Below are 21,610 nucleotides of genomic sequence, written 5' to 3' on the forward strand. Positions count from 1 at the left end.
TTAATCCTTTAATATATAGCCAATTTCTCGTCTGTTTTCAATCTTGAATCCAAGTTTTCTAAGATGAGTTATTTTTACTTTTAAAGTTCCTATGGTAATAGATAAAAGCTCTAATAACTCATCTTTATTTAAGTATTTGTTTTTGTTTTTAAAAAACAAAATTAACAACTCTTTTTCCAAAGTTGTTAACTCTATTTTTTTTTCATTTTTATAAATTACATTAGAATAAGAATGAAAATATATATTATTATATCTTATTATTTTAGATAAGTTATATATTTTTTTGATGTAATATTCTAGTTTAATTTTTATTTCTTCAATATAAGTGCAAGATTTTTTAAAAAAATCATCTGCAATTTTATATGCCTTTTTTTGTGAATTAAAGTCTTCAAAATTACTTAAAAATATCGAAATTGTTTTATCTCCTGATTCTTTTAACTCTTTTAAAATTGAATATCCTTCAAAATCAAAAATATAAAAATCATATTTATGTTTATAAGTTTTTTTATAAACTTCTTCTTCATTAAAACAAAACTCAAGTTCATAAGGAAGAAGCTTTAAATTTTCTATCCAATAAGAATTTGTTTCATAAATTAGTATTTTTATCATTTATTTAAATAAATTTTAGCAGCTACATTGTTTGGGTCTAAAATTAAGATAGACTCTTTATAAATTTTTTTAGCATAAGCTGGATTTTTAACTTCATAAATTTTAGCTAATTTTACAAGATAAGTTATATCAGTTGGATATATAGTTAACATTTTATCCACAAAAGTAAGTGCATCATCATATTTTTTTTGATTTATAAGTGAATCAATGATATATAAATTTGCATAATAATTATATAAATCAATTTTTAATATAGAATACCCTATATTAGTTACATTTTGATTGTCTCCTATTGTCAAATAAGCTCTCATAAGTCCAAGTTTTGGTTCAAATGAGTTTGGTAAAACAAGAGATGCTTTTTTGTAATAACTAATAGCATTTTTGTAGTTTTTATTCATATAAAAAAGATATCCAAGTCGTAAATTTAGAGTATAACCTTTGGGATATTTGTTATAAATAGGAATTAATGCTTTTATAGCATCTTTGTAATTCCCAGTTTTTTCATAATTATATGAGTTTTTGTATGCACTATTTATTTCTCCTGCCACTAAAAAAACAGCTAAAAAAAGTAATAATAATTTTTTCAATCAATTCTCCTTAAAGTAAAATCTTTAGTTTGGATTTGGGAAAATCCTTTTTTATACATATTTAATTTAATTGTACCAAATTGTGAAGATAAAGTTAAGCTATTGAAATTATAACTAAATTCTTTTTTATAAATAGATGGTTTAAATGCTGACATAAACTCAATTAAAGAACTTTTTACTTTATTATGAAGTAGATATATAGGTAAAACATCGATATATTTTATATTCTTAGCATTTATAAATGGGATTTTTGGTGCTAATTTGAATAGTTCTTTTAAATAACTACTGTTTCCTTCATAATTATAAAAATAAAATAGAGATGGTGTAGAATAAAAATATAATTTATTACTGTTTTTATCTGTAAAATAAAATTCTCCAAATGAATTCATATTTACTTTAAATTCGATTTCTTCATCTTTTTCATTTATGTATTTATAAACATCATCCAAAATAAAATTGAATCTAAGTTGCATTGATTTATCAATAATTAAAGATTTTATTGTTTCATCTTTTTTAGGTAGTGAATTGTAAAATAATTTATTTTCTTTTATATATTCACTAAATACAAAAGGAATAGTTTCACTTCCTAAAATTGCAAATTTTTGCAGTTGAATATGAATGTGAGGTTCAGGAGAATAGCCGCTATTTCCACATTTTGCTATGATTTGTCCTTGATGAACATAGTCTCCAACTTTTACATTTATTGAATATTGCATTAAGTGACTTATTTCTACAAAATACCCAGCATCGTTTTTGATAATTATATAATTTCCCCAATTATTAATTCTATCAACTTCGCCAATAATATTATCAGCTAAATCATCTCTTAAAGCAACTATATATCCATTTACAGGTGATAATAAACTTTCACCAAAAGAGTAGTAATCACTTGGATAAAGTCCTTCATCTTTGTAACTTTTATTATCTTTTTTGATTATAAAATCGTAAGCATATTTCCACTTACCTTTATGAGTCCATTCTCCATTGAAAGTTTGATAAACATACCACTCTCCACTAAAAGGTAAAGCTATTTTTATATCTTTACCAAATCTAAAAATATTGCTTAAATAGTAACTAAGTGATTTCTCAGGAGTTTTTTTGATGTTGTAATTAAATTCTTTATAATAGATTGATGATAAAACAAAAATAAACATCATTACAATCGTGTTAAAAGGAATTGTAAAAACTGGAATTGCATAATAATTGAAAAATACATTCATTGCATCTACAATTACAACACTCATAATAACACCTAAAAAGGCCAAAATATAATTTTTTAGAGTTGGGAGTAAAAATATCCCTCCAAGAGCAATTCCAACTAAAATATAGTTAAATGCATAAGGGTCGTTTAGAGCTTGTGTAAAACTACTAATCAAAAGTGAATGTATAAAAATTCCTAAATAAAAACTTATTATTCCCATAAAAAATGTAATTCTTGAAAAGTATAAAATTATCAAACTAATTATCAAACCAGCCAATACATTTGGCAAGAAAAAGATAGTCCCAAGGGATCTAAAAAATGGGTCAATTAATGAATATATATGAATGTCATATGCAATGTGTGAATTAATCAAATTTGAGTAAAGATATGAATATTTCAGACTTGCAAGATATGCAATTATTGTTATAATTGAAAAAGGAAGAGATAAAATCGGAATTTTATAAACTGAAAAAAGTCTATATAAAATAAATGATAGTAAAAATGTAAAGGAAGATAAAATAAGTATAAGAAAAAAACTTAGAAATGTTGGTGAAAAAATATATCCAATTCCCATACCAACTAATAAAGAGTTATAAAGATAAAAACCATTTTCTAATACTTCTTCTCTAAGTGTAATAAATTCTGCAAAAATAATAGTTATTAAAACTGCAAAAACTCCACTAATTCCTACACTTGGGATTAAAAAGCTAAGGGCAAAAAGGATTGCACCAGCAATTTTGTTATCCAAAAATATAAGTGCTGAATAGGGTTTAAAAATTAGTGTTGCTTTTTTTATCATTATTTATTTAACTCCAAATATTCTGGTAACTTTTCTTTGTAATTAATTGTGCTTAAATCATCATCATCTTTTATGATATGAACTTTACTGTCATTATCAATTAATACAACTTTTGGTCTGTATCTGATAAATTGCATTGCTTGAGTATAGTTATAAGCTCCAACTGGACTAACTGTCAAAATAGTTCCACGATCGAGTGCTGGAAGCATAATATTTTCATTTATAATATCAATATTCATACAAAGTGGGCCATTTAACATACTTGGTTCATTTATTCCTTCATATCTTTTATCAAGTTCGATATTGAAATTATACCAAGTTGCTGTATAAAGTAGATTTACCCCTGCATCTAAAATATAACCTTTTTTTCCATCGGGGAATCTTTTGTATCCCCAAACACTTGTTAGTAAATATCCCGCTTCATCGACTAAATGTCTTCCAGTTTCTAGATAAAGTTTTGGAAGTTTTTCACTTCTATTGTTTTCATAAATAGCACTTGTAATGGCTTCTGCATAATCATCAGCAGTTGGTACAATTACTTCTGGAGCTTGATAGATACCTTTTAAATGATTTTTACTTGCAAATCCTCCACCAATATCAATATATTCAATTTCATATTCAAAATCAGCTTCAATTTGTGCTTTTAATTGCATTAATTTGGCAGTTTCAAGCTTATAAGCATTTGCATCAAGCATAAAAGTTCCGATATGAGAATGAAGTCCGGTTAAATATAGTTTTTTATTTTTATGAATTCTTCTAACTGCTTCATAAGCCTCTCCACTTTCATAATTAAATCCAAATCTACTCCATTGTGGATAAATACCAGTATCCATATTTACTCTAATAGCTACTGGAATAGTAACACCCAATTCATCGGTTATATCTTCTAAATCATTTATTTCAAAAAGATTGTCGATGTGGATTTTTGCTCCTTCTTGAACTGCTATTTTTAGAGCTTCTTTTGGTTTATAAGGTCCGTTAAAAATAATATTTTTACCTTCTATTCCTAAATTTCTTGCTTTTTCATATTCAAATTCACTTACAACCTCAGCAATACTTCCAAGTTTATGAAAAATATTACAAATTGCATTTAAATAGTTTGTTTTATAACTCCACCCAAATTGAATATTTGGATATCTACTTGAAAAGGCGTTATATAAAGTATTATATTTATTCTCAATTTCTCTTTGTGAATAGACAAAAAGAGGGCTTCCATATTTTTCAGTCAATTCTTTAACACTAACACCTTCTATATTTTCTCTTATTTTTTGTGTTTTAAGAGGGCTTCCATATTTGCTACTCATTGCAAAATCAACTCTATTAATTGTAGGTTTTTGATAACTCATTTTATAACTCCTTTGTGCTTAATAATTTCATAAATTGTGTGTAATCTACTACCACTTCATCTGTAAATCTCATATACATTTTTCCGACCGGAAATTCTAAATTCTCTTCTACTTTTTCACCATTTGCTAATTTTACTACCATTTGGGGTAAATTTATTCCCACACTTGTTGCAAAATATACCCACGCTGGAAATCGTGGATTAATTTCAATCATATAAACTTCATCCCCGTTTGCCATACATTCAAGCTCAAATGGACCTCGCCATTTAGTTGCTTTTACAAACTTTTTAGCAGTTTCAATTAATTTTTGATTATCAATTGTAATTCCACTCCAAATTTTTCCTAGCGTTGTGGTTGTGAGTTTTTTCATAGAAACGGCACCTTTTAAATTCCCTTCTCCATCTGCAACTCCAACTAAATTTATTTCTTCACCAGTTACTGTTTCTTGAAGTAATACAGGAAATCCCCATTCGTTTGAGATAGTGTAAAAATGCTCAATTGCTTCTTCTATCGTGTGTGCTTTGTAAGCTTTATAATAGTTTCCTTTTACCATAAAAGGGAATTCTATTTCTTTTTCTCTTATTAAATCTGTCATTTCTTTGATAGATGATATTTCGAAAGTATCAGGATATTTTAAATTTAGCTCTTTTGAAAGTTTGGCAAGTTTGTTTTTGTTTCTAAGTTCAAAACTTTCTAAATTTGGTAAAAATGTTTTGATTCCTATTTTTTCAAGTTCATTTTGATATTTTATGTATAAAGGAAGTTCAGCATCCAAACAAGGTATAATTAAATCAATTTGCCCCTCTTTTTGAGTGATGTATTCTAGTCTGTTTTTTAACTCCTCAAATCCTAAAGCAGGATAAGGCATTAAATATTTAGTTTTAAAATTATCTAAATAGTTTGCTGGTTCGTTTGGGTCATAACTAAATCCAATTAATTCGTAAGTTTGTAATGATTTAGCCACTGGAAGTCCAGGAGCTGGATTGTCTGTTGCATTTAATCCACTTATTGCTATTTTCATACTTCAAATCCATAAATTTTAAGTTTGGCCAAAAAATCACTTACATCAATAAAAACTTCTTTTTCATCAATATTATATTTTTTAGATAATGTTTCAACGATAATATCTTTACCAAATCCATCTTTTAATAAAGCTAAAATCTCTTTTCCTATTTTATTTAATTGAAATGTAGCTCCAGTAGAGGGAATAAACCCCATATTATTTTCATCTAGAATCAAAGAATCAAGTTGCATAATTTCTCCTTTTTGTTTTGATGGAGGAATTATATTAAGCTAGGGTTAATAAAGAGTTAATAAAAATTTATACTTTCATATCAAGCAAAGTACCCATTATCTTATCTTCTGTTTTGATAACTGGCACTTGAGCTTCAAAACCTTCTTGAGTAGAAATCATATCTGTTATTTCTTTTGTTAAATCTGTAGGTTTATTTGTATCCCTGATATTCACTTTTAAATTATTTTCTATTTTTCCATCTTTTGCTGTAAAATTTTTACTATTCACATTTGCAATATTATTTGCAGTAATATTCATTAAACTTTGATGGGATATCATTGAATTACTATTTATATTCATTTTACTTCTCCTAATTCTTTAGTTTTATAAAAACTATATCCTTCATAATAATAACTCGCATCAATACCTTTCATAAAGACATCAGGATTATCAATTTTATCAGTTAATGCATTTTTTAGAAGTATTTTTATTTCTGTATCTTTTATAGGACTTCTTTGCATTGCCAAAAGATAATCATCTCTATCAATACTATTCCAATCAACAACTTTTTTAATAGAATTTTTCAACATTAAATCAAGCCAAATTCTCATACTTCTACCATTTCCTTCACGGAAAGGATGAGCCACATTCATTTCTACATATTTTTCAACTATTTTATCAAAAGAAGATTGAGGCATTTTTTCTATTTGTTTAATTGCTTCTTGTAAATATGTAACAGGTACAAATCTAAAATTACCTTTTGAGATATTAACATTTCTAATCTCTCCAGCAAAATCATAAATGTCACAAAACATCTCCTTATGAATAGTTGCTAAACTTTCGAAAGTCCCAGCTCTCAAAGTATCGAAAAACTCACTTTTAAATAGTTTTTTAGCTTTTAGTTTACTAAGTTTTTCTTCAACTTTAGCTAATTTTATCTCATTTTTAATATCAAGTTTATTTTTTAATATCACTAACTAATCCTTATTGCTAAGAAACTCTACAGCTTCTAAAACATTTTCTTTTACAATTTCACAGCATTTTTTCAAATCTTTTCTATCTCCATATCCGCTATGAACACCGATAGAATTAATTCCGGCTTCTTTTGCACTTATGCAATCTAAACAAGTATCGCCAATCATATAAATTTTTTTATTTTTAGTATCCAATTTTTCAATTGCTTTGAAAATAGGTTCAGGATGAGGTTTTGGATGAGTTACATCATCACGACCTATTAAAACGTCAAAATACTTCATCATTCCAAAATGTTCCATAAGTTCTCTTGAATATAATGAAGTCTTAGTCGTTACGATCCCTAAAGTAGCAATTTTACTGGCTTTTAGTATTGCTTCTTTTGCAAACGGAAGAAGAATTGTTTTTTGTTTGGAAATAGGGCGATAATGTTTTTTGTAAGTATCTACATAATCCCACTTTTTTTCTTCAGGTACTCCTAATTTTACAAACATAATATCAAGAGGAAGGCCGATGAAAGATTTTATCTTTTCATCACTTGGAACTCTTGTATTAAAAGCTTTAAAAGAAGCATAAAAGCTTTCTAAAATAGCTTCTGTTGAATCAATCAGTGTTCCGTCTAAATCAAATAAAATTATCATAGTGTTACTTGTCCTATTTCTTTGTATAATTCATAATAGCAGTTTACAAACTCTTTTACTTTTATCTCTTTTGGTAACTGTTTTCCATCTTTTTTTATAATAAATTTATCTAAAAATCCTTTTGGATCAACTTTTTTAAGATAATAATTCTCAGCTAAATCAAGATAAGTTTTTTTATACCAAGCTTTTAGTTTTTGATAATTTTCTGCATTTACATTTATTTTTAGTTTACCATCAAATTCTAAAACTCCACACTCAAAAAGTCCAGTTAGATGAATTAGTCCCTCACAATAATAAGGCAATACTTCTCCCACCTCCATCCAAGCAATTAGTCCAACTCCTCTTTTGATAGTATCATTTATAATGAGTTCTTTTAATTCTTTATCTTCATTCGTAAAGAAAGCCATAAGTCCACCAGTTGTAGCTTTAAACTCTTCTACATTTTTGAAACTTCCCGTTTCATTCATTACAGATTCACTATCAACATCAAGCCACAAAATATGACCAAATTCGTGACCAATAGTTGTAATATCATAAACTTTATGCCACAACTCACTATTTTCTAAAAATGCATATTGTTTATCCATAAATTCTTTACCAAAAACTTCATAACTTATTTTCATTTTTGGTTTTGCCTTAGCATCTTCTAAAATCTTATCTGCAAAAGCAAATATTTTTTTTCCTTTCAAGCTTGATGCTACCTCATCATTTGGAACAACTTGTGCAGAAAATAGTCCATTTAATTCTGCTCCATAAAATGTAGCTGGACGGCCTAAATAGAGTTGTGTTTCATCTATTTTTTGAAGTGCAAAATTTAGAGTTTTTTCATCTCTGTTTAATTTTTTATACATTTTAATTATATTTTGTTTTACTTCGCTTTTTCTGTTTGGATTGGTTACTCTGATGTCTAGTTCAAGTGCAACTGTTTTTCTGAAATGGTCTTCATAATATTCAAGAGGATGACCTACTTGAATAGGACTTTTTACATCCATCCACGCGATATCAACTTCACTCCATTTTTTTACTAAATTGTGTCTATCTTCGCATAAAAGAGCGTCATTTATTTTGTTTAGATAATTAATCCACTCTTTTTTATATTCATCTTCATAATTATTTAGTTTTATGATTAATTCTTGTAAATGTTTTGTAGCTAAATATATTTCACTTTTAAATATTTCTGGATAAGTTTTTACTTCATATTTATCGCCAACTTTCACTAAAACTGTATAACATCTATCTGCTTCTCCATTATGTCCTAAATCAAAAAGTTGTTTACTTCTGAGCATTTCAAATATTTTAGCTTCATCACCATTAAATTCAGTAAGTAAATCTTGATTGATTCCATTTATTATGGCATTTGTCCATTCTATTTGCCAATCACTAAATACAATTCCTACATTATGTATTCCTTTAAATAATTCATAATAAAAAGGAGTTAAATATTCTTTCATCTCTTCTATCATCTCTTTGTGACTTGTTAGCCAAAACTTTTTCACATAGTTATAGACTGTGATTTGTGCTTTTATAATTTCTTCATTTGAAAAATTTGCTTTTTTCATCATATTTAGAAGCGCATCTTCTCTTAAATTTACAAATCTTTGAGTGATAGAATGCATAGTTTCTTCATTTATTTCTAAATTTATCTCTTGCAAAATATCTTCAAAAAGCTTTTTATATTCTCCTAAATCATTATAAAGAGAATTTACTTTTTCATTTCTTTTAGTAACAATTTCATATATTTTTTCTAAATTCATTATTTACCTTTTTTTGTTAGATTATAACAAAAAGAAAATAAAAATTTGATATAATCTTAATATAATTTGAATATAAAGGATTTTAATGTTAAAAGAAAATGGACAAAAATATAAAATAGCAATAGCAGGTACTGGATATGTGGGGCTTAGTAATGGAACATTACTTGCGCAAAATAATGATGTTGTTGCACTTGATATTATCCCTGAAAAAGTAGAAATGTTACAAAAAGGTATTTCTCCAATAGAAGATAAAGAGATAGAAGAGTATTTACCAAAACTTGTAAAAGAAGGAAAATTCAAAGCTACTTTAGATAAGGAAAAAGCTTATAAAGATGCTGATTATGTAATAATAGCAACTCCAACTGATTATGACCCTGAAACTAACTATTTTAATACTAAAAGTATAGAATTTGTCATCAAAGATGTGTTATCAATCAATCCAAATACAACAATGGTAATAAAATCAACAATTCCTGTAGGTTATACTAAAAAATTAAGAGAAGAATTTAATACAGATAATATCATTTTTTCTCCAGAATTTTTAAGAGAAGGAAAAGCCCTGTATGATAATTTATATCCAAGTAGAATTGTAGTAGGAGAACAAAGCGAAAGAGCGGAAATATTTGCAGGGCTTTTAAAAGAAGGTGCTATTAAAGAAAATATAAATATTCTTTTTACAGATTCTACAGAAGCAGAAGCTATTAAACTTTTTGCAAATACATATTTAGCTATGAGAGTTTCATTTTTTAATGAACTTGACTCTTATGCACAAACTCACGGATTAAATTCTAAACAAATTATAGAAGGTATTGGACTTGATCCAAGAATAGGAACTCACTACAATAATCCAAGTTTTGGATATGGAGGATATTGCTTACCAAAAGATACTAAACAACTTTTAGCAAACTACAAAGATGTTCCAAATAATATAATGGAAGCTATCGTAAAATCAAATTCAACAAGAAAAGATTTTATAGCTGATTCTATTATCAAAAGAAATCCAAAAATAGTAGGAGTTTATAGACTAGTTATGAAGTCAGGAAGTGATAATTTCAGAAGTAGTGCTATCCAAGGTGTAATGAAAAGAATAAAAGCAAAAGGTATAGAAGTAGTTATCTACGAACCAGCATTAAAAGAAGATACATTTTTTCATTCAAGAGTTATAAAAGATTTAGATGAATTTAAGAAAATATCAGATGTAATTGTAGCAAATAGATTTAGTGATACTTTAAAAGATGTAAAAGAAAAAGTATATACAAGAGATATTTTTAATAGTGATAGTTAAGAAATAAGATGATAAATAAAAGGTAGGTTTATGAATAAATTAAAAGTAGTAGCTCTTGGAGCAAGTGCAGGAGGATATGAAGCATTACAGGAGTTTGTATCAAATATAGATACAAATATCAGTAATATAGTATATATTATTATTCAGCATCTTGACTTCTAATCATCCTACAATGTTAGGAGAGTTATTATCAAAATTTACTGAGCTACCTATCAAAATGATAGAAAATAATATGAAAATTTTACCCAAAACTATTTATATTTGCCCTCCAAATAATAATTTAACAATAAATGATAAAAAATATTTTGAATTACTAACTGTATCTAAAAATACATATCCAAAACCTTCAATTAATCTTTTTTTCACATCATTAGCAAAAGAGTTTGGTGAAAATGCTATAGCAATAATTTTGTCAGGAAGCGGAAGTGATGGAGCAAAAGGAATTGAATCTATTAAAAATGCAGGTGGAATTACAATGGTTCAAGATCCAAAAGAAGCAAAATTTGCTTCTATGCCTCAAGCATCGATCAAAACTGGATGTGTAGATGTTGTTTTTGAGATAAAAAAAATAATTAAAAAGTTATCTAAGATTTTAAATAATAAAAATACAATAATTAAAAATATTGCAATAAGTGATGTTGATGCTATTGTTGATATGCTTGAATATAATTTTAATATAGATTTTAGTGATTATAAAATAGAAACTCTTCGAAGAAGATTAGAAAGAAGAATGGTGATAAATGGGGTAGATAGTTTATCAAAATATATTAAAATTTTAAAAAACAATCCCAAAGAACTTAAATTGTTATATAAAGATTTAATTATAATTGTTACAGATTTTTTTAGAGATAAAAATGCATGGAAAAAATTAGAAGAATATCTTTGTAATTTAATAAAAAATAGTAAAGATAAAGAAATCAGAGTTTGGGTAGTTGGATGTGCATCAGGAAAAGAAGCTTATTCAATTGCGATAATATTACATAAAATTTTAAAAGCATTAAATATAAATAAAAAAATTATAATATTTGCAACAGATATAAGTGAAGATGCTATAAAAAAGGCAAGAAGTGGAATATATTCCAAAAGTGAAATAAAAAATATTAATAAAGAATATTTAGATACCTATTTTGAAGAAATAGATGATAAATATAAAATAGTTAAAGAAATTAGGGAATTTGTTGTTTTTTCAATTCATGATGTTATAAAAAATCCACCATTTTTAAAATTAGATTTGATAAGTTGTAGAAATTTATTAATTTATTTCAATTCAACATTGCAAAATAGAATTATAAAAATTTTTCATCATTCTTTAAAAGATGATGGAATATTGTTTTTAGGGAAAAGTGAAGCTATTAATAATTTACAAAAAATATTTATACCATTGGAAAGAACAGCAAAAATATTTAAAAAAGATACAAGTAAAGAAAAAGCTTCGATGGAAAGTTTAATATATTATCCTAAAAAATATTCTAACAAATTACATATAAAAGAAAAAACAAATGTTAAATTAAATAAAGAAGATATTATATATCAATCTATGGCAGATTCTTTAAAAAAAGAATTATTTAAAAATTTTATTATCATAAATAGAAATAATGATGTTTCTTTTATATCTGGGAATGCCCAAAAATATATAGATATTCATAGCGGGAGTTTTAATAGTGATATAACCTCATTAATCAAAGAAGATATGAAATTAGATTTGAGATATCTTATTTCCAAAGTAAGAAAAGAACATAGTTGTTTTGATAAAATAGTGAAATTATTTAAAACAAATAAAATAACTTATGTAAATATATTGGTCTTTCCATTAAAAAACATAGGTTATTTGATGGATTCTATAGCAGTAGTTTTTATTGAAATTGGGGATAATTTATATACGGAAGCTACTTTAAGCTCAAACAACAAAGATATTTCAATTTATATTAAAGAACTTGAATCTCAATTAATGCTAACAAAAGAACGTTTTCAAACAACAATAGAAGAACTTGAGATTTCAAACGAAGAACTTCAATCTACGACTGAGGAGTTACAATCCACAAATGAAGAGTTACAATCTACAAACGAAGAACTTAGAAATGTAAATAATGAGTTAAATTTAAAGACTGAGCTTTTAATAAATAAAACAAATGATTTAGAAAATATTTTTAGTCTTTTAGATTTTGCAGTAATTATAGTTAATAAAGATTTGAAAATTAAATTATTTACTCCCAAAACAAAAGAATTATTTGATATATCAGATAGTAATATAAATGAAAATATTTCATTATTAAAAAGTAAAATTAATTTTGGGGATTTAAAGGAAAAATTAAGTCAAGTCATTAATAATAAAGAAGAATTAAATTTTGAGATTATTTATAATGAAAAGATATATAAAGTAAGAATATTACCTTATATCGACAAAAATTCAGCTCAAAACGAGTGTAAAGGTGCTATATTTAAAGCTGTTGATATTACAGAATTTAAAAAACAAGAAAAATTATTAATCCAACAATCAAAATCTGCAGCTTTAGGGGAAATGATAGGGAATATAGCTCATCAATGGAGACAGCCATTAAATGCTTTAAATTTATATATTGCTGAGTGTACTATAGAATATGAAGAAGGGGAATTAAATAGTGAAAAGATTGAAGAATTTAGTAAAAAAACTAACTATTTAATTCAAAAGATGTCTCAAACCATAGATGATTTTAGAAATTTTTTAAAACCGGAAAAAATAAAAAAAGAGTTTTATCTAACAAAAGTAATAGAAGATAGTTTAAAAATAGTAGAGGGTAGTTTCAAAGCTCATGGAATAGATATAATAATTAATATTGATAATGATATTAAATTAAATGGTTATTCCAATGAATTAGCCCAGGTGTTAGTGAATATTTTTAATAACTCAAAAGATGCCTTTGTAGAAAGAAAAATAAGAGATCCTAAAATTATAATTGATGTAGAAGAAAATGAAGACAGTATAATATTAAGTATAAAAGATAATGGGGGTGGGGTTGATGAAAAAATTATCAATAAATTGACTGACCCATATTTTTCTACTAAATTTGCAGCACAAGGAACAGGATTGGGTCTTTATATGTCAAGACAGATTATTGAAAAATCATTTAATGGTCAATTTATTATAAAAAATTATTCTAATGGATTAGAAACTGATATTATTTTAAATAAAGAAGGATAAATTTATGTACGAAATATTAAACATAACTTTATTAATTAAATTTTTGGTAGTAGTGATTTTTGGATTTTTGACGGGATTGGAGCTTAGAGAATATTATGCACAAAAAGAAGACGTTTTTAGTGTAGGAACGACTAGAACCTTTACATTTATTGCTATGCTTGGATTTGTTTTACATTTGATGAATTTTCAAATCTATATGCTTGGACTTTTTGTTTTGAGTATTTTTTTGTCTATATTTTACATCCATAAATTAAAAATAGGTAAAAAAGGTATTCTTACTATTTTAATCTCACTTATTACTTATTCATTTTCCGGAATTGAAGAAAGATCAATCTATTATATCCCTTTGATTTATGTTTCTATCGTTTTTATTCTTTCTTCAAAACCAAAGATAAAAGAGCTCACACAAAAAATAAATAATGAAGAATTAGTTACACTTTCTAAATTTTTACTACTTTCAGTTGTTATTTTACCGATTTTACCAGATAAAAATGTAATTCCTTATGTGAGTGTATCTCCATTCAAAATTTGGCTGGCAGTGGTAGTTGTTAGCTCAATTAGTTATACAAGTTATATTTTACAAAAATATTTTTTACCTCGCACAGGAATAATGGTAACAGGGATTTTGGGTGGTATCTATTCTTCAACTGCTACAACTGTAGTTTTGGCCAAAAAAGGTGCTACGAATTTAGTTCAAGGTTCTATCATAGTAGCTACAGGGATTATGTATTTAAGACTTCTTGTAATTGTAGCTATTTTCAATTTTAGTTTATCAAAAAGTCTAGTTTTACCTTTTAGTAGTTTGTTTTTGGTAAGTTTAATAATATTCTATTTTTTAAGAGAAAATAGTGAAAATGTGAAATCCAATGTAGATTCCAATCCACTTGAACTTCAAGTAGCATTTATTTTTGCAGGACTTTTTATTGTTATGGCAGTAATTACAAAGGTAGTTATCTTTCACTTTGGAAACACAGGTCTTCAAGTACTTTCAGCAATAGTTGGATTTACAGATATTGACCCTTTTATTTTATCATTAATTCAAGGAAAATATGCAGTTACACAAAGTGATATAATTCAGGCTATTTTAATAGCAGCAGCGAGTAATAATGTTTTAAAAGCGTTGTATGCAGGGGTTTTTTCTAAATGGCAAATGAAAAAAGCAGTATTGAATCTACTATTTTTAGCAGTGTTGACACTTGGATGGGCAGTTTATTTTCATTAATTGTAATTATACAACTCTCTAAATATAAAAGCACTTACAATCTCTTCAATATTCATTTCTTGAAGAAATTTCTTCTATTTTGTCAACTTTTCCATTTGTTAGATAAATTTTTACAAATTATCATTTTACAATCTCTCCTTTGTATGCTGCAATTCCATAAGTTAAGTTTCCGATATGTGGGAATTCTTCTTGTGAAGTTAATACTTTTTGGACATATGCACTTCTACTTCCTACATGGCAATATAATATCCACGGTTCATCTTTATGTGGCATTACTTTTTCAAGTTCTGCATAGAAGTTACTTGTAGGTACTAAAAAGTCTGTATCTTTGATTCTACCCATTTGCCATTCAAATGGTTCTCTTATGTCTAAAAGTTTGAATTTAACCATACCTTGTTTTCTTGCTTTTAGAAGTAACTCCAATTCTTCACCTGTTAGTTGTTCTTTTGCTAAAGTTTCTTTTGCTTGGTTTTTATCAACTTTAACTATTTCTTCTACTTCTTGATGATCTTCATTTTGTGAGGTTTTATTTGCAAATTCTTCTGTACAGAAGATTCCACAGTGGCACATACCTTTATTTGGAATTTCATCATTAATTGCAGGTTTACAAGGGCAGATTCTATCTTCTTTTGTAAATTGAGGTACGAAGCAAGGACAATATCTTTTGCCATGAAGTAATTTATTGTTTGTAAGGCCTTTCATAACTCTTTCAACAACTGCTTCATCAGGATTTAATTTCCAATTAAATTGTTTAGTTACTTTATTTACAAATTCTTCTGTTCTTACGAATTCTTCTTGAAATTCTTTATCTTTGGAATTTAAATTAGTTGTCATTTATCTTCCTTTTTTATAAATATTCCACAGTGGCACATACCTTTATTTGTAACCTCATCATTAATTGCAGGTTTACAAGGACAAATTCTGTCATCTGTACTTTTATATTTTCCATCTTCTGTTTTATCTACCATAAAACAAGGACAAAATCTTTTTCCATATAAAACTTTATTTCTTGTTAATCCTAAAAGTACAGTATCTACAATCTCTTTATCAGGATTAAATGCCCAATTTCTACTTTCAACAACTTTTTTAGTAAATTCTTTTGTTTTTTCAAGTTCTGCTTTAAATTCAGGACTTTGCATATCTAATGGTTTTAACATAATTTTCCTTTTTTATTTTATTTTAGCATAATTTCTTAATTAAGACAATATTTGTATTTTATTATTTCTTTCCAAATCTATAAATAATTATAAGTACTATCCTAAAACACTCAACAATAAAACAAATTTTTTAACGCTTTTTTTCATTAAAATTTGTAGTTGTTTCATTTATTTAGTTAGTTAGTACTTTTTTCAATGTTTTAAGTTCTTATTTTTTCTTTTTAGGACGAAAAGCTATATCACTTTCTATGTAATCTCCACCAATCAAATCAATTGCATAAGGAATTGCTGGAAATACTGCCTCGAGGTTTTCTCTAATCGCTTTTGGGCTTCCGGGCAGATTTAAAATAAAGCTTTTTTTAGCAACTCCTGCGGTGCCTCTTGCCAAAATAGAAGTTGGCACATATTTTAAAGAGTGCATTCTCATAAGCTCTCCAAATCCAGGTAGTTCTTTGTCTAAAACTTCTTTGGTAGCTTCAGGAGTAACATCCCTTAGCGCGGGACCTGTTCCTCCGGTTGTTAAAATTAAAGCACATTCTTTATTAATTAATTCATTTAGAGTTTTTTTTATTTTATCATAATCATCTGGAATTAATCTATAAACAATTTCATACTCATTATTCACATTTTCACTTAAATAAGCTTCAAGTTCTTTTCCACTTTTGTCTTCATAAATTCCGGCACTTGCTCTATCGCTCATTGTAACTATCGCTATTTTCATAAAGTTCCTTTTTTTGATATAATATAATTATACTATAAATATGATACTAAAAATGGAGAAAATTATGGAATTTTTAAAAGATTTAAATCCTTCACAATATGAAGCTGCTACTCATATTGATGGAGCGATGTTGATTCTAGCAGGTGCTGGAAGTGGAAAAACAAAAACAATTACAGCAAGGCTTGCTTATTTATTATCTCTTGGGATTGACCCTCAAAATACACTTACTCTTACATTTACAAACAAAGCGGCAAGTGAAATGAGAGAAAGAGCTATGAGACTCATTAATGCGCCTTATCCTCCACTTTTATCCACTTTCCATAAATTTGGGCTTATTTTTCTTAAAATGAATATTCATCTTTTAGGTAGAAAAAATACATTTGTAATAATTGATACCGATGATAAAAAAAGAATAATCAAAAGTATTTCACAAGATTTGCCAGTTAATTTCGTAGCAAAAGAGATATCAAAATATAAAAATAATTTCCTAACTCCAAATGAAATACTCGCAATGGCAAAAGAAGAAAATTACAAAAAGCTTTCTCATATTTACGAGCATTATATTGCATATTTAGATAAAAATAATTTAGTTGATTTCGATGATTTACTTCTTTTAACATATAAAATTTTGGATGAATATGATGAGGTTGCTAAAAGTTATAGCCAAAAATATAAATATATTATGGTAGATGAATATCAAGATACAAATGACATTCAAATGCAAATATTAAAAAAGCTTTGTTTAACTCACAATAATATTTGTGTAGTAGGAGATGATGATCAGTCAATTTATGGATTTCGTGGGGCAAATATCAAAAACATACTTGAATTTGAAAAAGTTTTTGATGCTAAAATTGTAAAACTTGAAGAAAATTATCGATCAACGCCTGAGATTTTAGAACTTGCAAATAAACTAATTTCTTATAATAAAACAAGACACGATAAGATTTTAAAGCCAACACTTCCAAGTGGTAAAAAAGTAGAAATTTTACAAAATTATAATGAAATGGTAGAGAGTGAAACAATTGCTAAAAGAATCAGGAGTTTAATAGAAAGTGGAGTGAGCCCAGATAAAATAGCTATTCTTTATAGAGTAAATGCACTAAGTCGTGCTATTGAAGATGGACTTAGAAGTAATAATGTTGAATATAAATTAGTTGGTGGAATGAAGTTTTATGAAAGAGAAGAGATTAAAGACATTATCTCTTATTTGAGATTGTTAGTAAATCCAAATGATGATTATTCTTTCAAAAGGGTTGTGAATAAACCTCGTCGTGGGATTGGAAAAGCAAGTTTAGAAAAAATCGCAAATATGAAAGGTGATAAATCGTTTTTTGAATATGTAACAAGTGAAAATGTATCTTTTGTGACGAAAAAAGCATCAAAATCACTAAAAGAGTTTGTAGAAATGATAGAGAGACTAAAAATTAAACCAATTATGGATCTGTTTTTTAGTATTGAAGATGAAATAGAGTTATTGAAATTTTATAAAGATCCAGACAAGGTACTAAATTTACAAGAATTTTATGGACTTATAAGAGAACATGCCAAAAATGGATTAGAATTAGAAGAGATTTTAAATGAACTTTCTTTACAGTCAGATGCAGATAATATTGAAGATAAAGCTATAAATATTATGACTATTCACGCAAGCAAAGGACTTGAATTTGATCATCTTTTTGTAGTTGGACTTGAAGAAGGATTTTTCCCTTTGGGAGATGCAGACATCGAAGAAGAGAGAAGACTTGCTTATGTGGCAGTTACAAGAGCGAAAAAAGAGCTTGTTTTAAGTTATGCAAAAAGCAGATACAATAGAGGAAGCAGGGATTTTCTAAATAAAAGTAGATTCTTAACCGAAATGGAACTTGTAAAAGATAAAGCCGTTGTATCTCATAACAAAGAAACAAAAAAGAATGATTTGGTAAAACATAAAGTTTTTGGAATAGGAAAAGTTATAGGAAGTACGAAAGTCGGAAAACAATATAAATTAAAAATTAATTTTGGTGGAGATATTAGAGAAATACTGGATAATTTTGTGGAGAAAATATAGAATAAAAAGATTTATTAAATAAACGAAACAACTGTAAATTTTAACGAAAAAAAGTGTTAAAAAAAGTGTGCTTCAAACCCGAAGGGCGCTTGCGTTGACACTTTTTAGCTTTTTAGAGTGTTAAAAAATTTGCATTATTGTTGAGTGTTTTAGATCAATCTTTAAAAAAAAGGTAAATTATGGATAACAGACTTTTTGTAGTAAATAAACCGCTTTTTATTTCATCAAATCATTATTTAAGAAAAATAAAAAGGAAATATGGAGTAAAAAAAGCAGGTTTTAGCGGGACACTTGACCCTTTTGCAAAAGGATGTCTGATTGTGGCTTTTGGACAATACACGAAGCTTTTTAGATTTCTCAAAAAAACTCCCAAAACTTACAGAGCAACTCTATTTTTAGGAGCATATTCTCCAACATTTGATATAGAAAAGATAGAAAAAGTTGAAATTCCAGCTAAATTTGATGAAAAAAAAGTGATAGAAGTTGTAGAAAATTTCAAAGGTAAACAAACTCAAATACCACCAAAATATAGTGCTAAAAGAATAAATGGAATTCGAGCTTATGATTTGGCAAGAGCTGGTGAAGAAGTTAATATAAAAGAGATAAATATCGAAATTTTTGATATTAAAGTTACGAATTATTCACACCCATTTTTGAGTTTTGAAGCAAGTGTTAGTGAAGGAACTTATATCCGAAGTCTTGGAGTTGATATAGCTGCTAAACTTGGAGTTGAAGGAAGTTTGACATATTTAGAGAGAATAAATGAAGGTGAATTTTATTTTGAAGATGAAAAGGTACTTAATCCACTTGAATATTTGGACTTGGAAAAAAACGAATATGAAAATGAAGAAGATTTGTTTTTGGGTAGAAAACTAGATATAAATAAATTTAAAATTCAGCAAAAAGGTATATATTTGTTAGAATATGATAATTATTTTGCAGTTATCAAAATAGATGATGAGATTAAATATTTACTTAATAAGGTAGAAAAATGTTAGTAATTAAAAGAAAAGTTGGTGAAGAGCTAAAAGTTGGTGATGATATTTCTATAAAAATTATTTCTGTCGATAAAAATCAAGTAAAGATAGGTATTGATGCTCCAAGAGATGTATCGATACTCAGAATGGAGCTTGTAGAAGAGATTACAAATCAAAATAAATTAGCAAATCAAGATACAGATGAAAGTATAATTCATTCATTAAATTCTATCATAAAAGGAAATAAATGAGTTTAAAAGCAAAAAGTTATGCAAAAATAAATTTGTTTTTAAAAATAGAAGGTTATAAAGACGGGTATCATCAGTTAAATTCAAGATTTATGAAAGTAAAAAATGTTTATGATGAAATAGAGATAAAAGAGGCTGATAAATTTGATATTGTTGGAAATTTTGATTGTGCCGTGAGGGATAATACGATTTTCAAAGCCTATCTTCAATTAATTACAAATTTTCCCGAAATGAGAGATTATTTTATAGGAAAAGAGATAATTGTAACAAAAAACATCCCAGCAATGGCGGGTCTTGGAGGAGGAAGTAGTAACGCGGCTACTTTTTTGAATATGGTAAATGAAGATAGTGGATTAAATTTAAGTAAAGATGAATTAGCTAAAATCGGAGCAGAGATTGGAAGTGATGTTCCATTTTTTATTTATGATTTTGATGTGGCAAATGTGTATGGAAGAGGAGAAATTGTTATACCTTATGATGAAAAGCCAATTGAAGTGGAGATTGCTGTCCCACCTGTAGAATGTTCAACTCCTGAAGTTTTTAAAATGTATAGAGAAAAATATTTTAATCCTAAGAAAAGTAATTTTGATGAAATTTCTACGATAGAGCTTTTAGAAAACAAAAAAGCAGAAGATCTTAATGATCTTTTAAGACCTGCACTTGCTAGATATAGTGAACTTTTTAAATACAAAGATTATGGATATTTTAGCGGAAGCGGAAGCAGTTTTTTTAAAGTAAAATAAAAAATTTTACCTTCTTTTATTTTTATTTATTTTAGGTTTTGGCTTTTGTTTATTTAATATTTTATTTTTAATAGTTCGGCTTCCTCTTGCAAAATTTATTAAGTCATTTGTTTTTTGAATTTCGTCTGGAAGTTTATCAAATCCCATAAGCATAATTCTACTTGTAGTTTTTGCATCGCCCAAGGCTCTATGAAGAGTTTCTTTTGGTAAATTGAGTTCTTCTGTAAGATATTTTAGACCATATCTTGTGGCTTCAATAGTTTTTTTAGAAAGTGTAAGTGTACAAATTTCAGGATTTAATAAATCTCCAAGACCTTCTTTTTTAAGTTGAGCTTTTATATAATTAAAATCAAAATAGCTATCGTGTGCTACGAATATAGCATCTCCTATAAACTCTTTAAATTTCATCAAAACTTCTTTTTGAGTTTTTTCATTTTTTACCATTTTTTCAGTTATTCCGGTAATTCCTTGGATAAAAGGAGGGATGAATTTTGCACGGATTAATTCACTAAATGTTCCAATTACTTTTCCATTTTTGATTTTTACAGCACCGATTTCAATAATTTGTGAATTTTCGGGTTTACTTCCATTGGTTTCAATGTCAACTATACAATAAGTTGAATCCTTGAAATTGATAAAATTTGTAGCTGGGTAAAAAATACCATTTTGTTCTATAAGTGTTAAACCTTGTGCTTGAATAAATTCTAGTGCAGTATCGAAGTCTAAATCTGGATATATTTCGAATAATTTTTTCTTTAAAATAGAGCGTGTTATCCCTTTTTTAAGTAATTCTGTAAGTTGTTGTAGTTTCACTTGGTATCTTTCTGAATGAATTTTTCAGAATTATATCAAAAAAAGTAATAAAAATTTGTTATAATTGAGCTAC

The 21,610-nt window shown here is 26.8% G+C and carries 22 protein-coding genes; 8 read left to right on the forward strand and 14 right to left on the reverse strand.

Features of this window, described 5'->3' with window-relative positions; translation table 11 throughout:
- The 10 genes from ACZ5OA_RS01005 to ciaB all read right to left on the reverse strand — a co-directional run bounded on the left by ACZ5OA_RS01005 (nucleotide 1) and on the right by ciaB (nucleotide 9,143).
- Nucleotides 1-609, reverse strand: coding sequence for a response regulator transcription factor (locus ACZ5OA_RS01005; RefSeq protein ID WP_464907673.1), 609 nt, complete (start codon nucleotides 607-609; stop codon nucleotides 1-3).
- A complete protein-coding gene (locus tag ACZ5OA_RS01010; protein ID WP_464907674.1) occupies nucleotides 606-1,196 on the reverse strand; it encodes a tetratricopeptide repeat protein in 591 nt (196 codons plus the stop codon). The genes ACZ5OA_RS01005 and ACZ5OA_RS01010 overlap by 4 nt, the downstream gene beginning before the upstream one ends.
- On the reverse strand, nucleotides 1,193-3,196 hold the full coding sequence (locus ACZ5OA_RS01015) for an urea transporter (protein ID WP_464907675.1): 2,004 nt from the start codon (nucleotides 3,194-3,196) through the stop codon (nucleotides 1,193-1,195). Before ACZ5OA_RS01015 ends, ACZ5OA_RS01010 begins: the two co-directional genes overlap by 4 nt.
- Complete coding sequence (locus ACZ5OA_RS01020; RefSeq protein WP_464907676.1) at nucleotides 3,196-4,542, reverse strand: alanine racemase; 1,347 nt, start codon at nucleotides 4,540-4,542, stop codon at nucleotides 3,196-3,198. The genes ACZ5OA_RS01015 and ACZ5OA_RS01020 overlap by 1 nt, the downstream gene beginning before the upstream one ends.
- Before the next feature lies 1 nt (nucleotide 4,543).
- The gene (locus tag ACZ5OA_RS01025; RefSeq protein WP_464907677.1) at nucleotides 4,544-5,563 is read right to left on the reverse strand and encodes an ATP-grasp domain-containing protein; all 1,020 of its coding nucleotides are present in this window, start codon (nucleotides 5,561-5,563) and stop codon (nucleotides 4,544-4,546) included.
- Nucleotides 5,560-5,796, reverse strand: coding sequence for a PqqD family protein (locus ACZ5OA_RS01030; RefSeq protein WP_464907678.1), 237 nt, complete (start codon nucleotides 5,794-5,796; stop codon nucleotides 5,560-5,562). The genes ACZ5OA_RS01025 and ACZ5OA_RS01030 overlap by 4 nt, the downstream gene beginning before the upstream one ends.
- A 67-nt stretch (nucleotides 5,797-5,863) precedes the next feature.
- Nucleotides 5,864-6,136 carry a flagellar basal body rod C-terminal domain-containing protein gene (locus tag ACZ5OA_RS01035; RefSeq protein ID WP_464907679.1) on the reverse strand — a complete coding sequence of 91 codons (273 nt, stop codon included), beginning with the start codon at nucleotides 6,134-6,136 and terminating at the stop codon, nucleotides 5,864-5,866.
- Nucleotides 6,133-6,750 carry a protein adenylyltransferase Fic gene (fic, locus tag ACZ5OA_RS01040; protein WP_464907680.1) on the reverse strand — a complete coding sequence of 206 codons (618 nt, stop codon included), beginning with the start codon at nucleotides 6,748-6,750 and terminating at the stop codon, nucleotides 6,133-6,135. Before fic ends, ACZ5OA_RS01035 begins: the two co-directional genes overlap by 4 nt.
- A 3-nt stretch (nucleotides 6,751-6,753) precedes the next feature.
- The gene (locus tag ACZ5OA_RS01045) at nucleotides 6,754-7,389 is read right to left on the reverse strand and encodes an HAD family hydrolase (protein WP_464907681.1); all 636 of its coding nucleotides are present in this window, start codon (nucleotides 7,387-7,389) and stop codon (nucleotides 6,754-6,756) included.
- Nucleotides 7,386-9,143 carry an invasion protein CiaB gene (ciaB, locus tag ACZ5OA_RS01050; RefSeq protein ID WP_464907682.1) on the reverse strand — a complete coding sequence of 586 codons (1,758 nt, stop codon included), beginning with the start codon at nucleotides 9,141-9,143 and terminating at the stop codon, nucleotides 7,386-7,388. Before ciaB ends, ACZ5OA_RS01045 begins: the two co-directional genes overlap by 4 nt.
- 85 nt (nucleotides 9,144-9,228) lie before the next feature.
- On the opposite strand from ciaB, the gene ACZ5OA_RS01055 reads away from it, so the two are divergent.
- Genes ACZ5OA_RS01055 through ACZ5OA_RS01070 form a run of 4 tightly spaced genes read left to right on the forward strand, consistent with a single transcriptional unit; the run spans nucleotide 9,229 to nucleotide 14,828 of the window.
- Nucleotides 9,229-10,428 carry a nucleotide sugar dehydrogenase gene (locus ACZ5OA_RS01055; RefSeq protein ID WP_464907683.1) on the forward strand — a complete coding sequence of 400 codons (1,200 nt, stop codon included), beginning with the start codon at nucleotides 9,229-9,231 and terminating at the stop codon, nucleotides 10,426-10,428.
- Between the two features lie 30 nt (nucleotides 10,429-10,458).
- Complete coding sequence (locus ACZ5OA_RS01060; RefSeq protein ID WP_464907684.1) at nucleotides 10,459-10,590, forward strand: chemotaxis protein CheB; 132 nt, start codon at nucleotides 10,459-10,461, stop codon at nucleotides 10,588-10,590.
- 10 nt (nucleotides 10,591-10,600) lie between these two features.
- Nucleotides 10,601-13,606 (forward strand): CheR family methyltransferase, encoded by a 3,006-nt coding sequence (locus tag ACZ5OA_RS01065; RefSeq protein WP_464907685.1) that lies wholly within the window; start codon nucleotides 10,601-10,603, stop codon nucleotides 13,604-13,606.
- A 4-nt stretch (nucleotides 13,607-13,610) separates the two neighbouring features.
- The gene (locus tag ACZ5OA_RS01070; RefSeq protein WP_464907686.1) at nucleotides 13,611-14,828 is read left to right on the forward strand and encodes an MgtC/SapB family protein; all 1,218 of its coding nucleotides are present in this window, start codon (nucleotides 13,611-13,613) and stop codon (nucleotides 14,826-14,828) included.
- Nucleotides 14,829-14,948: 120 nt separating this feature from the next.
- Here ACZ5OA_RS01070 and ACZ5OA_RS01075 read toward each other — a convergent pair whose 3' ends face one another.
- From ACZ5OA_RS01075 to mog, 3 genes are all read right to left on the reverse strand, one after another.
- Complete coding sequence (locus tag ACZ5OA_RS01075; RefSeq protein WP_464907687.1) at nucleotides 14,949-15,662, reverse strand: ferredoxin-thioredoxin reductase catalytic domain-containing protein; 714 nt, start codon at nucleotides 15,660-15,662, stop codon at nucleotides 14,949-14,951.
- A complete protein-coding gene (locus ACZ5OA_RS01080; RefSeq protein WP_464907688.1) occupies nucleotides 15,659-15,985 on the reverse strand; it encodes a ferredoxin-thioredoxin reductase catalytic domain-containing protein in 327 nt (108 codons plus the stop codon). The genes ACZ5OA_RS01075 and ACZ5OA_RS01080 overlap by 4 nt, the downstream gene beginning before the upstream one ends.
- A gap of 208 nt (nucleotides 15,986-16,193) precedes the next feature.
- Entirely contained in the window at nucleotides 16,194-16,706 is a 513-nt protein-coding gene (gene mog, locus ACZ5OA_RS01085; protein WP_464907689.1) for a molybdopterin adenylyltransferase, read from the reverse strand.
- Nucleotides 16,707-16,770: 64 nt separating this feature from the next.
- On the opposite strand from mog, the gene ACZ5OA_RS01090 reads away from it, so the two are divergent.
- The 4 genes from ACZ5OA_RS01090 to ACZ5OA_RS01105 all read left to right on the forward strand — a co-directional run bounded on the left by ACZ5OA_RS01090 (nucleotide 16,771) and on the right by ACZ5OA_RS01105 (nucleotide 20,724).
- Nucleotides 16,771-18,756, forward strand: coding sequence for an ATP-dependent helicase (locus ACZ5OA_RS01090; RefSeq protein WP_464907690.1), 1,986 nt, complete (start codon nucleotides 16,771-16,773; stop codon nucleotides 18,754-18,756).
- Nucleotides 18,757-18,935: 179 nt separating this feature from the next.
- Entirely contained in the window at nucleotides 18,936-19,754 is an 819-nt protein-coding gene (gene truB / locus ACZ5OA_RS01095) for a tRNA pseudouridine(55) synthase TruB (RefSeq protein ID WP_464907691.1), read from the forward strand.
- Nucleotides 19,748-19,984, forward strand: a complete 237-nt coding sequence (csrA, locus tag ACZ5OA_RS01100; protein ID WP_464907692.1) for a carbon storage regulator CsrA — start codon at nucleotides 19,748-19,750, stop codon at nucleotides 19,982-19,984. The genes truB and csrA overlap by 7 nt, the downstream gene beginning before the upstream one ends.
- Nucleotides 19,981-20,724: a 4-(cytidine 5'-diphospho)-2-C-methyl-D-erythritol kinase gene (locus ACZ5OA_RS01105; RefSeq protein ID WP_464907693.1), complete on the forward strand. Its 744-nt coding sequence runs from the start codon at nucleotides 19,981-19,983 to the stop codon at nucleotides 20,722-20,724. The genes csrA and ACZ5OA_RS01105 overlap by 4 nt, the downstream gene beginning before the upstream one ends.
- Before the next feature lie 6 nt (nucleotides 20,725-20,730).
- Here the strand turns inward: ACZ5OA_RS01105 and ACZ5OA_RS01110 are convergent, their stop codons facing one another.
- Nucleotides 20,731-21,537, reverse strand: coding sequence for a 3'-5' exonuclease (locus tag ACZ5OA_RS01110; RefSeq protein WP_464907694.1), 807 nt, complete (start codon nucleotides 21,535-21,537; stop codon nucleotides 20,731-20,733).
- Between the last annotated feature and the right edge of the window lie 73 nt (nucleotides 21,538-21,610).

Source organism: Thioreductor micantisoli, from assembly GCF_055392745.1.

What these genes read in the sequence shown, in the direction of transcription:
- ciaB (WP_464907682.1), bottom strand. Translation starts at nt 9,143, where the DNA reads ATGAATTTAGAAAAAATATATGAAATTGTTACTAAAAGAAATGAAAAA.
- ACZ5OA_RS01045 (WP_464907681.1), bottom strand. Translation starts at nt 7,389, where the DNA reads ATGATAATTTTATTTGATTTAGACGGAACACTGATTGATTCAACAGAA.
- truB (WP_464907691.1), top strand. Translation starts at nt 18,936, where the DNA reads ATGGATAACAGACTTTTTGTAGTAAATAAACCGCTTTTTATTTCATCA.
- ACZ5OA_RS01035 (WP_464907679.1), bottom strand. Translation starts at nt 6,136, where the DNA reads ATGAATATAAATAGTAATTCAATGATATCCCATCAAAGTTTAATGAAT.
- ACZ5OA_RS01030 (WP_464907678.1), bottom strand. Translation starts at nt 5,796, where the DNA reads ATGCAACTTGATTCTTTGATTCTAGATGAAAATAATATGGGGTTTATT.
- ACZ5OA_RS01105 (WP_464907693.1), top strand. Translation starts at nt 19,981, where the DNA reads ATGAGTTTAAAAGCAAAAAGTTATGCAAAAATAAATTTGTTTTTAAAA.
- ACZ5OA_RS01055 (WP_464907683.1), top strand. Translation starts at nt 9,229, where the DNA reads ATGTTAAAAGAAAATGGACAAAAATATAAAATAGCAATAGCAGGTACT.
- ACZ5OA_RS01015 (WP_464907675.1), bottom strand. Translation starts at nt 3,196, where the DNA reads ATGATAAAAAAAGCAACACTAATTTTTAAACCCTATTCAGCACTTATA.
- ACZ5OA_RS01060 (WP_464907684.1), top strand. Translation starts at nt 10,459, where the DNA reads ATGAATAAATTAAAAGTAGTAGCTCTTGGAGCAAGTGCAGGAGGATAT.
- ACZ5OA_RS01075 (WP_464907687.1), bottom strand. Translation starts at nt 15,662, where the DNA reads ATGACAACTAATTTAAATTCCAAAGATAAAGAATTTCAAGAAGAATTC.
- ACZ5OA_RS01005 (WP_464907673.1), bottom strand. Translation starts at nt 609, where the DNA reads ATGATAAAAATACTAATTTATGAAACAAATTCTTATTGGATAGAAAAT.
- ACZ5OA_RS01080 (WP_464907688.1), bottom strand. Translation starts at nt 15,985, where the DNA reads ATGTTAAAACCATTAGATATGCAAAGTCCTGAATTTAAAGCAGAACTT.
- csrA (WP_464907692.1), top strand. Translation starts at nt 19,748, where the DNA reads ATGTTAGTAATTAAAAGAAAAGTTGGTGAAGAGCTAAAAGTTGGTGAT.
- ACZ5OA_RS01025 (WP_464907677.1), bottom strand. Translation starts at nt 5,563, where the DNA reads ATGAAAATAGCAATAAGTGGATTAAATGCAACAGACAATCCAGCTCCT.
- ACZ5OA_RS01065 (WP_464907685.1), top strand. Translation starts at nt 10,601, where the DNA reads ATGTTAGGAGAGTTATTATCAAAATTTACTGAGCTACCTATCAAAATG.
- ACZ5OA_RS01070 (WP_464907686.1), top strand. Translation starts at nt 13,611, where the DNA reads ATGTACGAAATATTAAACATAACTTTATTAATTAAATTTTTGGTAGTA.
- mog (WP_464907689.1), bottom strand. Translation starts at nt 16,706, where the DNA reads ATGAAAATAGCGATAGTTACAATGAGCGATAGAGCAAGTGCCGGAATT.
- ACZ5OA_RS01020 (WP_464907676.1), bottom strand. Translation starts at nt 4,542, where the DNA reads ATGAGTTATCAAAAACCTACAATTAATAGAGTTGATTTTGCAATGAGT.
- ACZ5OA_RS01090 (WP_464907690.1), top strand. Translation starts at nt 16,771, where the DNA reads ATGGAATTTTTAAAAGATTTAAATCCTTCACAATATGAAGCTGCTACT.